At 36.0% G+C, this 14,653-nt stretch carries 12 protein-coding genes; 3 read left to right on the top strand and 9 right to left on the bottom strand.

Features of this window, described 5'->3' with window-relative positions:
• Positions 1-38: 38 nt before the first annotated feature.
• The 5 genes from KFE94_03920 to thrS form a co-directional block, all read right to left on the bottom strand.
• Positions 39-3,023, bottom strand: coding sequence for a T9SS type A sorting domain-containing protein (locus KFE94_03920; GenBank protein ID UTW67271.1), 2,985 nt, complete (start codon positions 3,021-3,023; stop codon positions 39-41).
• A gap of 212 nt (positions 3,024-3,235) precedes the next feature.
• The gene (gene rplT / locus KFE94_03915) at positions 3,236-3,580 is read right to left on the bottom strand and encodes a 50S ribosomal protein L20 (GenBank protein ID UTW67270.1); all 345 of its coding nucleotides are present in this window, start codon (positions 3,578-3,580) and stop codon (positions 3,236-3,238) included.
• An 83-nt stretch (positions 3,581-3,663) separates the two neighbouring features.
• Positions 3,664-3,861 carry a 50S ribosomal protein L35 gene (gene rpmI, locus KFE94_03910; GenBank protein UTW67269.1) on the bottom strand — a complete coding sequence of 66 codons (198 nt, stop codon included), beginning with the start codon at positions 3,859-3,861 and terminating at the stop codon, positions 3,664-3,666.
• Between the two features lie 32 nt (positions 3,862-3,893).
• A complete protein-coding gene (infC, locus tag KFE94_03905) occupies positions 3,894-4,391 on the bottom strand; it encodes a translation initiation factor IF-3 (protein UTW68206.1) in 498 nt (165 codons plus the stop codon).
• Positions 4,392-4,486: 95 nt separating this feature from the next.
• A complete protein-coding gene (thrS, locus tag KFE94_03900) occupies positions 4,487-6,430 on the bottom strand; it encodes a threonine--tRNA ligase (GenBank protein ID UTW67268.1) in 1,944 nt (647 codons plus the stop codon).
• Between the two features lie 162 nt (positions 6,431-6,592).
• Here thrS and KFE94_03895 point away from each other — a divergent pair, with 162 nt between their 5' ends.
• Positions 6,593-7,516: an alpha/beta hydrolase gene (locus KFE94_03895; protein ID UTW67267.1), complete on the top strand. Its 924-nt coding sequence runs from the start codon at positions 6,593-6,595 to the stop codon at positions 7,514-7,516.
• A gap of 1 nt (position 7,517) precedes the next feature.
• Here the strand turns inward: KFE94_03895 and KFE94_03890 are convergent, their stop codons facing one another.
• Positions 7,518-8,606 carry a glycosyltransferase gene (locus KFE94_03890; protein UTW67266.1) on the bottom strand — a complete coding sequence of 363 codons (1,089 nt, stop codon included), beginning with the start codon at positions 8,604-8,606 and terminating at the stop codon, positions 7,518-7,520.
• Between the two features lie 29 nt (positions 8,607-8,635).
• A complete protein-coding gene (locus tag KFE94_03885; protein ID UTW67265.1) occupies positions 8,636-9,409 on the bottom strand; it encodes a hypothetical protein in 774 nt (257 codons plus the stop codon).
• A 116-nt stretch (positions 9,410-9,525) separates the two neighbouring features.
• Here KFE94_03885 and KFE94_03880 point away from each other — a divergent pair, with 116 nt between their 5' ends.
• Positions 9,526-10,428 (top strand): histone deacetylase, encoded by a 903-nt coding sequence (locus KFE94_03880; protein UTW67264.1) that lies wholly within the window; start codon positions 9,526-9,528, stop codon positions 10,426-10,428.
• A gap of 95 nt (positions 10,429-10,523) precedes the next feature.
• Positions 10,524-11,540, top strand: coding sequence for a UDP-N-acetylmuramate dehydrogenase (gene murB, locus KFE94_03875; GenBank protein ID UTW67263.1), 1,017 nt, complete (start codon positions 10,524-10,526; stop codon positions 11,538-11,540).
• On the opposite strand, the gene KFE94_03870 is transcribed toward murB, so the two are convergent.
• Together KFE94_03870 and KFE94_03865 are read right to left on the bottom strand one after the other, a co-directional pair.
• A complete protein-coding gene (locus tag KFE94_03870) occupies positions 11,537-13,576 on the bottom strand; it encodes a TonB-dependent receptor (protein UTW67262.1) in 2,040 nt (679 codons plus the stop codon). The genes murB and KFE94_03870 overlap by 4 nt on opposite strands.
• Positions 13,577-13,582: 6 nt before the next feature.
• Complete coding sequence (locus KFE94_03865; protein ID UTW67261.1) at positions 13,583-14,425, bottom strand: FixH family protein; 843 nt, start codon at positions 14,423-14,425, stop codon at positions 13,583-13,585.
• Positions 14,426-14,653: the final 228 nt, after the last annotated feature.

Here is a 14,653-nt window from a genome sequence, read left to right as displayed (position 1 = left end):
AGATATATAACATGCTTCATTAGTCTTTAAGGTTTTAGTTATTGACTTTTAACAATTTGATTTAGGTAAATTCTATGACTCCCATTTTGAACTGAAATGAAGTAAATACCTTTAATAAAATGACTCCAATTAACCTGAATACTATTTTGTTTTAATTGATATTGACTTTTGTATAAAGTTCTACCTGAAATATCTGTGAGAGTTATATAACCTGTGATGCCATTTGGATGGTAGATTGTAATTATTCCTGATCCGGTTGTTAATTCGAAATGATTATTATAATAATCTTCAATTGAAGTTGCTGTTCCGCCACCTTTAGAACCAGATCCTCCACCGGATTGATGGACTTTATATTTGAATAATAATTCAAATCGACTTTTGTATTCGGTGTTAGGGTTTAAATCAACAGTATAAGGACCATTAACCAAATTATGTTCGAGACCAAGGTATTTATCTTTTAGATAAATCTCGACATTGTTTGGTAGGTTCTCTCTTTTGTATTCGTTGAAATGATGCGTGCCGTATTCATCACTAAACACCACAATAGGAATGGTCTTCGAATCACCAATGTTTAATGGTGCTATTGATTGGATTACAAATTCATCTGTGCCAATATAAGAGGCAAATCTGACATGGGCATTACCGACTAATTTATGAGCATCGTATCCCGCATCAACCGAATCTGTTGTATTTTGATTGTAGCCTATTAAGATGTTGTTTCGATACCCGGAAGGAGAAGTGAAACTGATCCATGCATTATGTTGATCTAAGTTTTGAGATTTAAAAAATTGAGAGTTTGAACTGGTTCTCATGCTATTATTAAAAACCACATTCGTATTGGCATTGGCGACTACCCAGAAACCTTGACCGCTTGCAATATTTCCACCTGGAATGGTTGATGAATTCCCTGAGTTCACGCCTCCGGATAGGTTCCATGAGGCATAATCTGAATTTTGGTTGTATCCGCCAGTTGTGTCTGCTTCATCCCAGAAATATAATGCGTCAGTGATTCTAGAATTATTCACCGCATTTTCATTCCAGAAAGCAGTGGCATTTAATGCAGAAGGATATGGATTCCCTAGTAGGTTCCAGTCATCATCAGCCCAATCGGTTCCTCCCGGATTACCAAGATTAGTGATAGATATCGCTTTTTGAAGGTCTCCGTTATTTATAGTGCCATTATAGGTTTTAAGAGCTGTTGGATTTCCAGGTACAAAATATCCTCCTCCAATATCCATATTGCCGTCTCCTCCCAATATAACATCTGAAGCAGTAAAAGTGACACTATTGCCATTACATGTTGTTGTATATCCAGCAGTATAATCATATTTCCAGGTTTGAAGATCTTTGTCAAATACATATATGTCACAAGGGTTGGAATTATTAAATACCGATGATAATGGAGCAGATTGAATTGGTGAAGACCAAATGTTATAGTAGTATGCAGAGTTATTGCCTGCACGTTTAACATTGTATGTTCCCGTACCAGAATTATTATCTGAGCCAGTTCCAGTTTGAATTAAAGAGGAGTTTTCACAAATGTTGATCGTACCATTATTATTAATTGAATTGGAAATTGATAGATACGTATTTGAATCAATAGCAAGAATTCCTCCGGATTCTACTTCGACTTCACGCACTTTTGCGTTCTCAGAAATATCTAGTGAGCCATCGGCTGTACTCTTAACAAGTAGTTTGTAACATTCGTCTGATGTACCGGGAGCACTGGATGTTCCTGAACCATTATAGAATGAGGAGCCGTCAATAACAACTTTATCAAAGTATTCAAACGTAAAATAGTCATCATCTGAGAAGGAAACGTTATTTACTGAATAGACCCCTGATGATAAACTCATTGCATATGTGGTTTTGCTTGAAAATGTGGATGAATTACTCACCACAAGATAAAGTGTTGCGCAACTTTGTTTTCCAGACAAATCAAGATCTGCTGCATTTACAGATACTGTAACGCTGCCCACATCATTTTGTTTACTGATTCGCCAGGTGCTATTTTGCCTTTCATAATACTCTGATGTGGTCGTAAATCCATAGGAAGAACTTTGTGTGTCCTCTCCCCAAAATAAGAATTCTCCATTTTGTAAGTCGGAAGGATTACTCATTTGAACAATTCCACTCCCCTTAGAAGTGGAATGTGATGACCCATCAGATGACTGACCTATTCCTGCTACATGATGGTCAAAGTTTCCAGAGCCTGAATTATCCTGGGTATAGTAATCATTAGAAGTAAGTCCAATATCAAATTTAGCAGATAGGTAATTATTAATGATAATTCGTTCAATTTCGGAGACTTCTTTGTAGAATACGATAGTCTCTGCAAGTTCTCCATTTAAAAACTTAACACCGTTTCTGTTGACTCCCATCTTATATAAATAAAATTCTGTGGCCCTGGCCGCAGATATAGATTTAGAGGTTGAAGAGGCTTCATTTAACCATGAATTCATAGTGTTTGAAGATGAGCGTGTAACAGATGTAATATTATAATTCGAAAGCTGAGAATGGGCCGCTATAAGTTTACCTCCACAGCTGAATGAATCTGCTGCAGTATTTCCTGTTGAGGAAATTTGGACAGTTCCGTTGGAGTAGGTATCAGCTGATGCAAAAATGGCATCTCTTTGTTTGGGATAGCTCCCAATATATTTCCAAACTGTAAAAATAGAATAAGCAGATTCCGTGTCTGCCGATGAAAATGCACCGGTAGTTATCACATCATCAGTTCCATCAAAAATGATAGTAGTATATCCATTAATGGCGTTTGTGGATTGTTGTGGTTGATATGAAGTAGTATCTTGAGATACGTGATTAGCGTGCCCGGATTGATCAGCCCAGTCACTTACATTATTTCCTGAAGGAATAGTGAGGCCGTATCCAGAGCGAATCCATAAGTTTAAATCGGTTGCTCCGTCAGTATGTCCGATACCACCGGGACCATTTTGTGCGAATACAGAAATAGAGGCATTCAGGGCAATTGCCCAAAGTAGTTTTTGAGAGGAAAAATTAGCCATTACAAGTGTTTTAGTTTGTTAGGTTCAAACGCTTGTGGCGGTAGGCAGTTTGTTATAGCTTGACTACAAGTTAGTTATAAAACTTCTTGCTGAATATGATTTGAATAAATTATTAAACAGATTGACTGGATTTTGCTTTAAATGGTATGTTTAGGGTAAAAAAAATCCCAGCTAAAAAGCTGGGATTTAAACTTATACAGTATGATTTAAATTTATTTTACGGCATCAACGATTGCCTTGAAGGCAGTCGGATTATTCAAAGCTAAATCAGCTAATACCTTACGGTTTAACATGATTTCTTTTTTAGACACTTTACCCATAAACTCAGAATAAGACATTCCGTGCTCACGTGCAGCAGCGTTAATTCTTTGAATCCAAAGACTTCTGAAGTTTCTCTTCTTTTGTTTACGTCCAGTGTAAGCATAAAGCATACCTTTTTCAACGGCATTCTTTGCTACGGTCCAAACGTTTTTTCTACGACCAAAGTAACCTTTGGCCTGTTTCATCACTTTTTTTCGTCTTGCTCTACTGGCAACACTATTTACTGATCTTGGCATAATTTAAAGTTTTCTGAAACTAAGCGGCTTTTACACACTTTACGAGCTCAGTCTCCGGTTTAACAAAATAACCTATATGAATTTTACTTCATATTTAATTGTAACTTGATGCTTGCTTCGTCAACTTTGTCAACTAAACCTGCATGTGTTAAGTTACGTTTTCTTTTAGTTGCTTTTTTCGTCAAAATATGTGACTTAAAAGCGTGTTTTCTTTTGATTTTTCCAGAACCAGTCAGCTTAAAACGCTTCTTAGCACTAGATTTTGTTTTCATTTTTGGCATCGTTCCAACGTTTTTTTATATACTGTATAAGTTTATTTTTTCTTTTTAGGTGCAATGAACATAATCATACGTTTACCTTCTAATTTAGGCATTTGTTCAACGCTACCATAATCGTCTAATTCCTGAGCTAATCTAAGAAGTAATATTTGACCTTGTTCTTTAAACACAATAGATCTTCCTTTAAAGAAAACGTAAGCTTTAAGTTTGGATCCTTCTTCTAAGAACTTGATGGCATGTTTCTTCTTAAATTCATAATCATGGTCATCAGTATTCGGTCCAAAACGAATCTCTTTAATAGAAATTTTAGTCGTTTTAGCTTTGATTTCTTTTTGCTTTTTCTTTTGGTCATACAAGAATTTCTTGTAATCCAAAATTTTACAAATAGGTGGATCTGTTTTAGCTGAAATTTCAACTAAATCAAGACCTTGGTCTTCTGCTCTTTTCAGAGCATCACGTGTAGAAACCACACCAGCATCACCGTCTTCACCTCCAACAAGTCTAACCTGTCTCGCGGTGATTTTTTCGTTGATCTTGTGCGGATCTTCTTTAATTACCCGACCACCTCGTGGTCCTTTTCTTCTTTTTTTTATAGCTCGGTCCTCCTTTTAAATTAGGTGAAACATTATTAATTTAAACCTGCTGTTTGACGATTTACTTCATTTTGTAATTGCTTAGCGAAATCTTCAATGGACATAATCCCTTGATCTCCTTCACCGTGCTTTCGAACAGCAACCGTATTTTCCGCAACTTCTTTTTCTCCTAAAATCAGCATATAAGGTAATTTGTTTACCTCATTATCTCTAATTTTTCGGCCAATTTTCTCGTTACGATCATCTACGAGCGCGCGAATATCGTATTTATTTAGCAGATTTAAAAGGTTTTGCGCGTGGTCGTTATATTTTTCACTAAGCGGAAGTATTGCAACTTGAACCGGAGTTAACCATAAAGGGAAGTTCCCTGCACAGTGTTCGGTCAATACTGCAACGAATCTTTCCATTGATCCAAATGGAGCTCTATGAATCATCACCGGGCGATGTTTTTGATTATCGGCACCTGTATATTCCAGGTCAAAACGTTCAGGTAAGTTGTAATCTACCTGGATTGTTCCCAATTGCCAGCTTCTACCAATCGCATCGCGAACCATAAAGTCTAACTTAGGGCCATAGAAAGCAGCTTCACCGTATTCAATTACAGTTGGTAAGCCTTTTTCCTCAGTAGCTTCAATAATTGCTCTTTCAGCTTTTGCCCAATTTTCATCAGAACCAATATATTTATCTTTATCTTCAGGATCTCTTAATGACACCTGAGCGGTAAAGTTCTCAAAATCCAAAGTTTTGAAAATGTATAAAACCAGATCAATAACCTTTTTGAATTCATCTTTCAGTTGCTCCGGCATACAGAAAAGGTGTGCATCATCCTGAGTAAAACCTCTTACACGTGTTAATCCATGTAGCTCTCCGGATTGCTCATAACGATACACTGTACCAAATTCAGCGAATCTGACAGGTAAGTCTTTATATGATCTTGGAGAAGATTTAAAAATCTCACAGTGATGAGGACAATTCATTGGTTTTAGTAAAAATTCCTCTCCCACGTGTGGTGTGGTAATTGGTCGGAAAGAGTCCGCACCATATTTTGCATAGTGCCCAGAAGTCACATATAAATCTTTATGACCAATATGTGGTGTAATCACAGGTTGATAACCTGATTCCTTTTGTGCTTTCTTTAAGAACTGTTCTAAGCGTTCGCGAAGTTCAGCACCTTTTGGTAACCATAAAGGTAATCCGGAACCTACTTTTTCAGAAAAAGTAAATAATCCTAATTCCTTACCAATTTTTCTATGGTCTCTTTTTTTAGCCTCTTCTAAAAACTCTAGGTATTCGTTTAGTTCCTTTTGTTTTGGATAAGTTACCCCGTAAATACGTGTCAATTGTTTACGAGATTCATCACCTCTCCAATATGCTCCTGAAGTACTTAAAACTTTGATCGCCTTAATGAACCCTGTATGTGGGATATGTGGCCCGCGACATAAATCTGTAAATTCACCTTGTTGGTAAAGCGTAATGGTACCATCTTCCAGATCTTTAATCAAATCTAGTTTATACTCATCATCTTTTTCGGTGAAATAAGCTAAAGCATCAGCCTTAGAAATGTCTTTTCTAACATACTCAGACTTCTTTTTAGCTAATTCTTTCATCTTGTTCTCAATTTTTGAGAAATCTTCATGAGAGAATTTATGATCACCAAAATCTACATCATAATAAAATCCTGTCTCAATGTTTGGTCCAATACCAAACTTAATTCCTGGATATAAACTCTCTAAAGCTTCGGCCATTAAATGCGCAGATGAGTGCCACATAGTAGCTTTTCCTTCAGTATCGTTCCAGGTCAATAATTGTAGAGTCGCATCGGTGGTTATTGGGCGCGTGGCATCAATAACATCACCATTTACTTTTGCTGATAATACATTTCGGGCTAAACCCTCACTAATGGATTTAGCGATGTCCAAAGCAGTTACTCCACTTTGTTCTTCTCTTACAGTGCCATCTGGCAAAGTGATTTTTATCATCTCTACAATTTTGTTAAAAGTGCGCGCAAAGATACATTTTTGAGCGTTGTAGTAAAGTGACTCTGAATATTTAATTAAGTTTAAATTTTATGTGGTTTATTAATGAATGGTTAATAGAATGATGGACGCAAAAGGTTAATTTAGTTTTCCATTTCAAAATAAATGATTGAGGGATTCCAATACGAAGAAATTAAATTGCAAGATGACTATGAAGGTGAAGTCATCGCTACGTTTATCATCTCTGAAAATAATCATAATAACAGACCCGTAGTTTTGTATATTCATGGGTTTATTGATTATTTCTTTCATCCTCATTTATCAGAATTTTTCCATCAAAACGAATATGATTTTTATGCTCTGGAATTGAGAAAGTATGGGCATTCAATCTTGCCGCATCAGCACAAAAATTATTGTAGAAATCTGGAAGAATACTTTGAGGAGATTGATTTTTGTATCCAAAAGATAAAACAACAAAATAATGCACCATTGGTTTTAATGGGTCATTCTACCGGAGGTTTAATTTCAAGTTTATATTTGAACAAGGGACAATTTAAAGATCAGGTAAGCGCATTGGTTTTAAACTCGCCCTTTGTAGAAACAAATGTTCCATCTATAGCAAGAACCGTTTTAAAACCAATGACCAAATGGATTTCAACAGTTTTCCCCTATGCCAAATTGAATGGAATGTTACCTCCTATTTATCCGAGTAGTTTACATAAGGATTTTAATGGGGAGTGGGAGTTTGATTTGGTTATGAAGCCCATAGAAGGTTTTCCCGTTTATTTTAAATGGAGTAGTGCAATTATGGATGGCCAAGATTATTTAAAGAGCCATTCAAACATTCATCAACCTGTTGTTTTACTACATTCTCATGATTCATATCTTCCAAATAAATATGAATCCCGGGTTATGAAATCAGATATTGTATTGAATGTAGAACATATGAAGGAAATCGGGCCTAAGTTAGGAGAAAATGTTACTCTAATAGAGATTGAAAATGGAGTACATGATCTGTTTTTATCCCCAAAGAAAGTTCGTCAACAGGCTTTAAATGAAATGATAAACTGGTTAAATAAAGTGATATAGACTAAGATACTTTTTGATAGACACCAAGTAGAACTTTTTCTTGTGCCTGCCAATTTGCAGTTTCTCTAGCTACTCCTGCATTTTTTGAAAGCTTTTGATACAATTCTTGATCAGATAGTAATTTGTTGATCGCGTTGGATATGTTTTGCGGTTTGATATCATTAATAAGTACTGCTACCTCATTTTGCTTATTGAAGTCAGCATACTCAGGATAGTTCATAGCTACTTGGGGAATTTGCGCATGCATGTAGTCGAAAAAACGATTCGCCAATGAATGCCAGTGACTTAAGCCATCTTTTGCAAACAAGGTTAGACCAATTGTAGCACCATATGTAAAGTCTCTTAGCTTCTCAGGTTTGATAAAGCCCAGAAATTTAACCTTATCTGTTAGGTCCAGGTCGGTGGCCATCTTTTTTAGTTCGGGAAGAATATCTCCATCACCACATATGTATAGATTATAATCGATATTCTTCATAGCTTGAATGATTTGCTCTAATCCTCTACCATAATTTACTGCTCCCTGATACAAGATATATGGAACCGATCTATCTATATTTTGAGGAGGATCTTGTAACATGGTGGCGTTACGTACCACGTCAAAACGAATTTTATATTCATCTTGAAATAGGGATGCGTAGCCTTTTGAAACAGTATAAGCTGCATCGACTTTAGGAAGCGCATAACGTTCAATACTTTTCCAAAAGTTTTTTAGTCGCGGGCGATTCACGATTTCTTCCTGTTCTGTGAAGTATTCATGTGCATCATAAACGACTTTACACCCTTTTATTTTTGCCACCCATATTGCTGGTAAAATGGTATCGAGATCATTGGCATTAATGATGTCATATTTATTGAACAGTAAATGAAAGAAAAGTCGAATATTATATTCTCCATAAAAGAGAACCGATCTTTCAAAGATGCAGTTTAACCTTAAGCGATGAAAAGGTTTTTTTTCTAGCGTTTTTGATGATTTTCTTTTACGACCAATTAGAGTTACATCGTATCCATTTTGAACCAGTGCGGTACATATACGATTCATACGTTGATCCTGATGCAGATCATTGGTAACTAAACTGGCGATTCGAACCATAAATAAAATTGAATGGCGAATGTATGTTTTTAACTTTTAATTTGATTCCTCCAATCTAATGAAAGTTCAATTTTTTTCCCGTTTTTGACAAAAAATGGTGGTGGGAATGGAGGGAAATAGGTAGCACGGACATATCGGTCAATTTTTTCTTCGCTCCAATTGGGGTCAATTTGTTTAATCTGATGGATTTCATCACGAAGATGAAAATTATGTGCTCTAAGCGTGTGGAGTTGTTTTTGAGGAGTTCTGGTGTAATTTCCGTTTAATATGTTTGAAATTTTTTGTTCAAAAAGTTGAATAGATTGTTCTAAGGTTTTCTTGTAAAGCGAGACTACGGTTTCGTTCGACTCAACAGGAAATCGACTTTCAAACAGAATATCTCCGGAATCAATTCCAGCATCTAAAACATGAAGTGTAGTTCCGAATTCTTGTATTTCGTCAATAATTGCAAAAGAGAACTGATTACATCCACGATACTCAGGTAAAGGAGCCATGTGAAGATTAATCGCCAGTTCTTGAGCAGTATCGATATGTTTCTGTTTTAATATTTTATGGTATTGAACTGAGATGAGATAATCATATGATTTTAAATCCAGTAATTCATCAGGATTTGATAAAACGGGAATATGGTTTGAAGTCGCTAAATCATGGATGCTCTTTTTGTTATCAGTATTCAGACTTCTGTTATTGGTTAAAACTGCAACAATTTCACATTTCAATTGATTTGAGTTTTGGATCAGATAATTAAACGTATCATATCCAATTTCTTTACTTCCTAAAAATACAATTTGTTTTAAATCCATATTCGAACGCCAGTGGCTCAAAAGTAAATATCCTTTGAGGTGGAAATATAAAAAATGCGTTCTTTTTTCATTTTAAAATTAAGCTTCAAGTGTAAGTTTGTTTTAAGAATTGAAATATGTTAAAAATAGCATTTCATCCAATTTACACACATCCGCTTCCTGAGGGACATCGTTTCCCTATGGAGAAATATGAACTTTTACCTGCGCAGCTATTACACGAAGGAACTTGTACCCAGGCCAATTTCTTTGAACCGGATTTCCCGGAAATTGATCATGTGTTTAATGTGCATGAAAAACAATATGTCAAGAGTCTACAGTCTTTGGAAATTGATAAAAAAATGGCGCGTAGAATTGGGTTTCCATTGAGTCAACAGTTGATAGATAGAGAGTTTATTCTTGCTCAGGGGACGATTAAAGCTTGTGATTTTGCCATGAAAAACGGCATAGCCATGAATATTGCAGGAGGTACACATCATGCCTTTACGGATAAAGGTGAAGCATTTTGTTTGTTAAATGATCAGGCTATAGGCGCGCGATATGTTCAGAAGACCTATGGAATGAAAAAAGTTTTAATGATTGATTTGGATGTGCATCAGGGCAATGGTACGGCTCAGATTTTTGAGAACGATGATTCCGTATTTACATTTTCAATGCATGGTGCACATAATTATCCATTTGTAAAAGAAAAGAGCGATTTGGATATTGAGTTGCCAAATGGGTGTGATGATGAAACATATCTTCAAATCCTAAAAGAAACCTTGCCTAAGTTATTGAAGGAGCAACAACCTGATTTTATTTTCTACTTATCTGGTGTCGATGTATTGGAAACTGACAAACTGGGTAAATTGGGGTTAACCCTGGGAGGGTGTAAAGCGCGTGATAGAATGGTTTTGGAATCTTGCTATGAATACAATGTGCCTATGATGTGTTCCATGGGTGGTGGATATTCCGAAGATATAAAAGTGATTATTGACGCACATGCTAATACGTATCGTTTGGTTCAGGAAATCTATTTCTAGAGATACTAACGGCCATAGTTCAATAACTTTTTAATAGATTAATATTTCAGTTCATAAGTGCAGATTATTTTTGATTTCTAAAGTCATAATGCAGGATGCAAGTACAGAAAAATATCTCACTTAAGCCATATAACACTTTTGGAATTGATGTGAACTCTTCATTATTTTTAGAGTGGAGTTCTATTGCCGATGTACAGGAATATACCCAAAATGAATCTCTAAAATCTCACGATAGACTTATTCTGGGTGGAGGCAGTAATATGCTTTTAACTAAAGATTTTGATGGGCTGGCAATAAGAAATCATATTTTGGGAAAAGAAGTGATTTCAGAAAATGAGGACCAAGTGATAGTAAAGATTGGAGGAGGAGAAGTATGGCATGATATCGTATTATGGACAATTTCCCAAGGATGGAATGGAATGGAGAATATGTCATTAATTCCGGGAAGTGTTGGGGCTGCACCAATTCAAAATATTGGGGCTTATGGGAAAGAACTCAAAGATTTATTTGTCGAGCTAGAAGCAGTAAATTTATCAAATGGCGAGATTCGTAATTTTGACCTGAACGCATGTGATTTTGGATATAGAAATAGTGTGTTTAAAAATGAATTAAAAGGACAATACATTATTACATCTGTTACTTTGAGATTGAGTAAAAAGTCTGAGTTTAATATTTCTTATGGTACGATTCAACAGGAGTTGGATAAGATGGGCATTGAGGAATTAACCGCAAAGTCAATATCCGATGCTGTGATTGCGATTAGACAGAGTAAATTACCAGACCCTAAAGAATTGGGAAATTCAGGAAGTTTTTTTAAGAACCCAATTATTCCGGAAAGTCTTTATGAAGAGGTGAAGTTTGAATATCCGGGATTACCATCGTATCCGGCAGGAGAGGAGATGGTTAAAGTTCCGGCTGGATGGTTAATTGATCAGGCAGGGTGGAAAGGAAGACGCGTTGGAAATTGTGGGGTACATAGCAAACAGGCGTTAGTTTTAGTGAATTATGGAGGGGCTACGGGGCAGGAAATATTCCAACTGTCTGAGGAGATTATTGCAGATGTCATCCAGAAGTACGGGATTGAATTAGAGCGCGAGGTAAATGTGATTTAGAACCGCATTCTCAAGTTCACAATAAAACTTCTTCCCGGCCTTGGGATACTATTCCAATCCAGATGATCCCAATAATTACTGTCAAATAAATTGTTGATCGAAACTGATATACTGGTGGATTGTTGTAATAGTTTGATTGGGGCCTGACCGGAAATATTGATAATTCCATAAGATGGGGTAGTGGTTTCTCCGGCATCAATTCTAGGATTGTTTTGCATGGCAGCAATAACAGCTTCTAGCTGAATTTTTACTTGTTTATAGCTATATCCAAATTTAGATGCGTTTTGCAGTGGAGGGATCATTTGAAGGGGATTGTTTTGGTGATCAATTCCATATGTGAATTGTGTCTGATTTTGGAATCGAACTGTTTTAAAAAGTGTGGTGTTTAACTTGACTTCAAAACCAGAGATAGATGCTGAAGGAATATTTTCATATACCTTAACTCCATTAGATCCAATGGTCATTCCATCATATGTAGAATCCACGATTCCAATAATGTAGTCCTGGAATTGATAATGGTAGATTTTAGTTTCCAACACAGTTTTATCCTTTTGCCAGTTGAATCCAATAGAAGTCTTCAATGCAGTTTCTTTTCGTAGGTCAGGAATTCCGATGTAGTCATATCCATCCATGCTGTTAAATAAATAATAACCAAACCCTTCTGAAACTGTAGGCTGTCTTTCAGCATATCCGATTTGACCGAACAATTGAGTGGATTTATTCATTTGATATGTAAGCACCGCGTTTCCATTACCCAGTATGTAAGTTGAAGGGATGTTACCATCTTTACCGATAACTTCTAGTTGTTGAATCCCAAATTCGCTAAAGATTTTACTGGTCACATATTCGATTTTACCGCTATATTTCAATTCGGTTTGTGAATTGATTGTAAATCGATCTTGAATCAATAAAGAGCCGGAATGTCTTCTTACATCTGGCCAGGTGATCATATACATTACAGGTTCTTCGGGTCTATTGGGATCATTTGGGTACATTTTCATATCCGCAAATGAAACATTGTAATAATAGTCCGGATTAATTAAAATTTGATGTCTTTCTCCGATATTAAACTCGGATTTGGCAAATACACCATAAGTATCACTTTTACCCGGCATGTCCATATGCATCGGTACAAATTCTCTTTTGGTATCATCCATAATATGAGTGATGTTGTTGCCATATGCTTTTAAAAATAAAGTGCTGTTAGTGAAGTATTTTTTGTAACTCAATGAATAGATACGACCACCGGCAAATGATACATCCATTGGTAATGCCGGATATCCTACATTATATGCATCATCATAGATAAATTGAGCTTTGAGTATTTCAGTGTTACTTGGCATCCAATTGGAAGACAACGCAAAATTTACTTTCTCAAATTGAGTGTATTTGATGGTTTGCCCTCCACCGGCTTTATAGTTATCAAACTTTTGATAGTTGGCATTAAGATTTAAAGCCCAGGCACTATCGCCATAATTGACATTGAAATCGGCTAGTCGACCGTTTCCGTTTGTTTGATATCCAATTCCGGCAGATCCCGAAATTTCTTTGTGTGAATTAAATTGCGCTTGTTTGGTTTGAAAATCAAACCCACCGCCAATATTCGATCCCTGACAAGCGTGGTTATTGTTTGATGAAACGGTTATCGATTCCAGATTATTTGAAGAAACATATGAACTGACAGGGTCCATTTTATCTGTACAAGCTCCGAAAATTTTCATACCATCAATAGTCATACTAAGTTGACCTGATGACATACCTCTAAAAGTAGGTTCGGCAGCGTAATTTCCTCTTCTAATAATATTTACCCCCTGAAGGTCTTCAATGATCTCATCTGTACGTTGTCCCTCAACAGATTTAAAGTCTTCGGTTTTTGATGAAGTACTATCTCCAATAATAATAACCCCTTCAAGATCTATCGCACTTTTTAAGGAATCATTAATGATGATTTTAGCTGTACTTTCTTGAGTGTAACCATAGGAATGCAAAAACATTCCTATGGTTACGATTATTGTTATTTGGATTAGATTTTTCATTTCGAATTATTGAAATGTTACATCAAAGAATTGATCGAGTTTAATAGTATCTCCACTAGAAGTTTTAAAATCGAGATTGATTTTCCAGTAACCCGTCATGGTGAAGTTTACTGCTCCGGTATACATTCCGTTGCCTTTTGAAACCGGATTTACATTGTTTGGAGAACCATGTCCCATACTTGGCATTTCAGGCTCCATTTCCATCATATATCCATCAACAGCCGGGAAACTCATCATACTTTGCTTTTCATAAATACCGAAAGTGATGTCGTTAATCCCCACTTTTGGTTCTGTAGGTTCAATCAGCGTTACAAACAGTTTTTTGCTATCAAAATCAGAAACAAAAGAAATAAGTTTAGGTTCAGCTTTTTCTACAACGTTAATCGCTAAAGAAGCAACACCCATTTTATTGATGGCATGATTATGAACGTTTACATTTAATGTCCAACTTCCCGTTGGCGTAGTTGGCATAATAAATACAATAGAACCTTTAAATGCCTTTGTGTTTGGTTCAACAGTGGTTGATGGGTCTTCGAAAGGACAACTATGTTGCATCATTCCCATATCCATCATCGGGTTAAATGTAACATGCCCATCTGTAAGTTGTGTTTGAGGATTTGCAGAATCATATAAAGCAACGTAAATACGGTTGTAACCTACAAAAAGAGCTTCTTCAGCATAAATCTTAGCAATGGCACCAGCTCCAACAGCTTGCGTTTCTCCAATGTATGTTAAGTTTTCAAATGGATCGACTGGAGTAGGTGGGTCAGTTGTTTCTTTTTTACAGCTACCTAAGGTAAATGCTGCGATTGCAAATAATAAGAATGTGATGTATTTAAAATTTTTCATTTTTCTTGTATTTCGGAAGCAAAATCTTCCTGTGAAGCCAATATGGCTGTTTGATTTAATGTGATATTTGATTGAAATTAACTTTAGTAAAAGAGAGTCCAAATTCCCTTTTACTAAAGTAATGAGTTGGCTTATGGCTTCTTGTTAGTCCATATGAATAAGTACGTGCAGAAAAATATATCCATAATCCACCTGGTAAAAGCACTAGAACCAGAGTGATGTAAAGTG

It is taken from the genome of bacterium SCSIO 12643 (assembly GCA_024398135.1).
GTDB lineage: Bacteria > Bacteroidota > Bacteroidia > Flavobacteriales_G > Salibacteraceae > CAJXZP01.
Note: the sequence above shows the minus strand (reverse complement) of the source record. Positions and strands in the feature narration are given on the sequence as shown.

Excerpts from the sequence above, each read along its gene's own strand:
- KFE94_03880 (UTW67264.1), top strand. The coding sequence starts at position 9,526 with ATGTTAAAAATAGCATTTCATCCAATTTACACACATCCGCTTCCTGAG.
- KFE94_03895 (UTW67267.1), top strand. The coding sequence starts at position 6,593 with ATGATTGAGGGATTCCAATACGAAGAAATTAAATTGCAAGATGACTAT.
- murB (UTW67263.1), top strand. The coding sequence starts at position 10,524 with ATGCAAGTACAGAAAAATATCTCACTTAAGCCATATAACACTTTTGGA.
- KFE94_03885 (UTW67265.1), bottom strand. The coding sequence starts at position 9,409 with ATGGATTTAAAACAAATTGTATTTTTAGGAAGTAAAGAAATTGGATAT.
- rplT (UTW67270.1), bottom strand. The coding sequence starts at position 3,580 with ATGCCAAGATCAGTAAATAGTGTTGCCAGTAGAGCAAGACGAAAAAAA.
- KFE94_03865 (UTW67261.1), bottom strand. The coding sequence starts at position 14,425 with ATGAAAAATTTTAAATACATCACATTCTTATTATTTGCAATCGCAGCA.
- KFE94_03920 (UTW67271.1), bottom strand. The coding sequence starts at position 3,023 with ATGGCTAATTTTTCCTCTCAAAAACTACTTTGGGCAATTGCCCTGAAT.
- KFE94_03890 (UTW67266.1), bottom strand. The coding sequence starts at position 8,606 with ATGGTTCGAATCGCCAGTTTAGTTACCAATGATCTGCATCAGGATCAA.
- thrS (UTW67268.1), bottom strand. The coding sequence starts at position 6,430 with ATGATAAAAATCACTTTGCCAGATGGCACTGTAAGAGAAGAACAAAGT.
- KFE94_03870 (UTW67262.1), bottom strand. The coding sequence starts at position 13,576 with ATGAAAAATCTAATCCAAATAACAATAATCGTAACCATAGGAATGTTT.
- rpmI (UTW67269.1), bottom strand. The coding sequence starts at position 3,861 with ATGCCAAAAATGAAAACAAAATCTAGTGCTAAGAAGCGTTTTAAGCTG.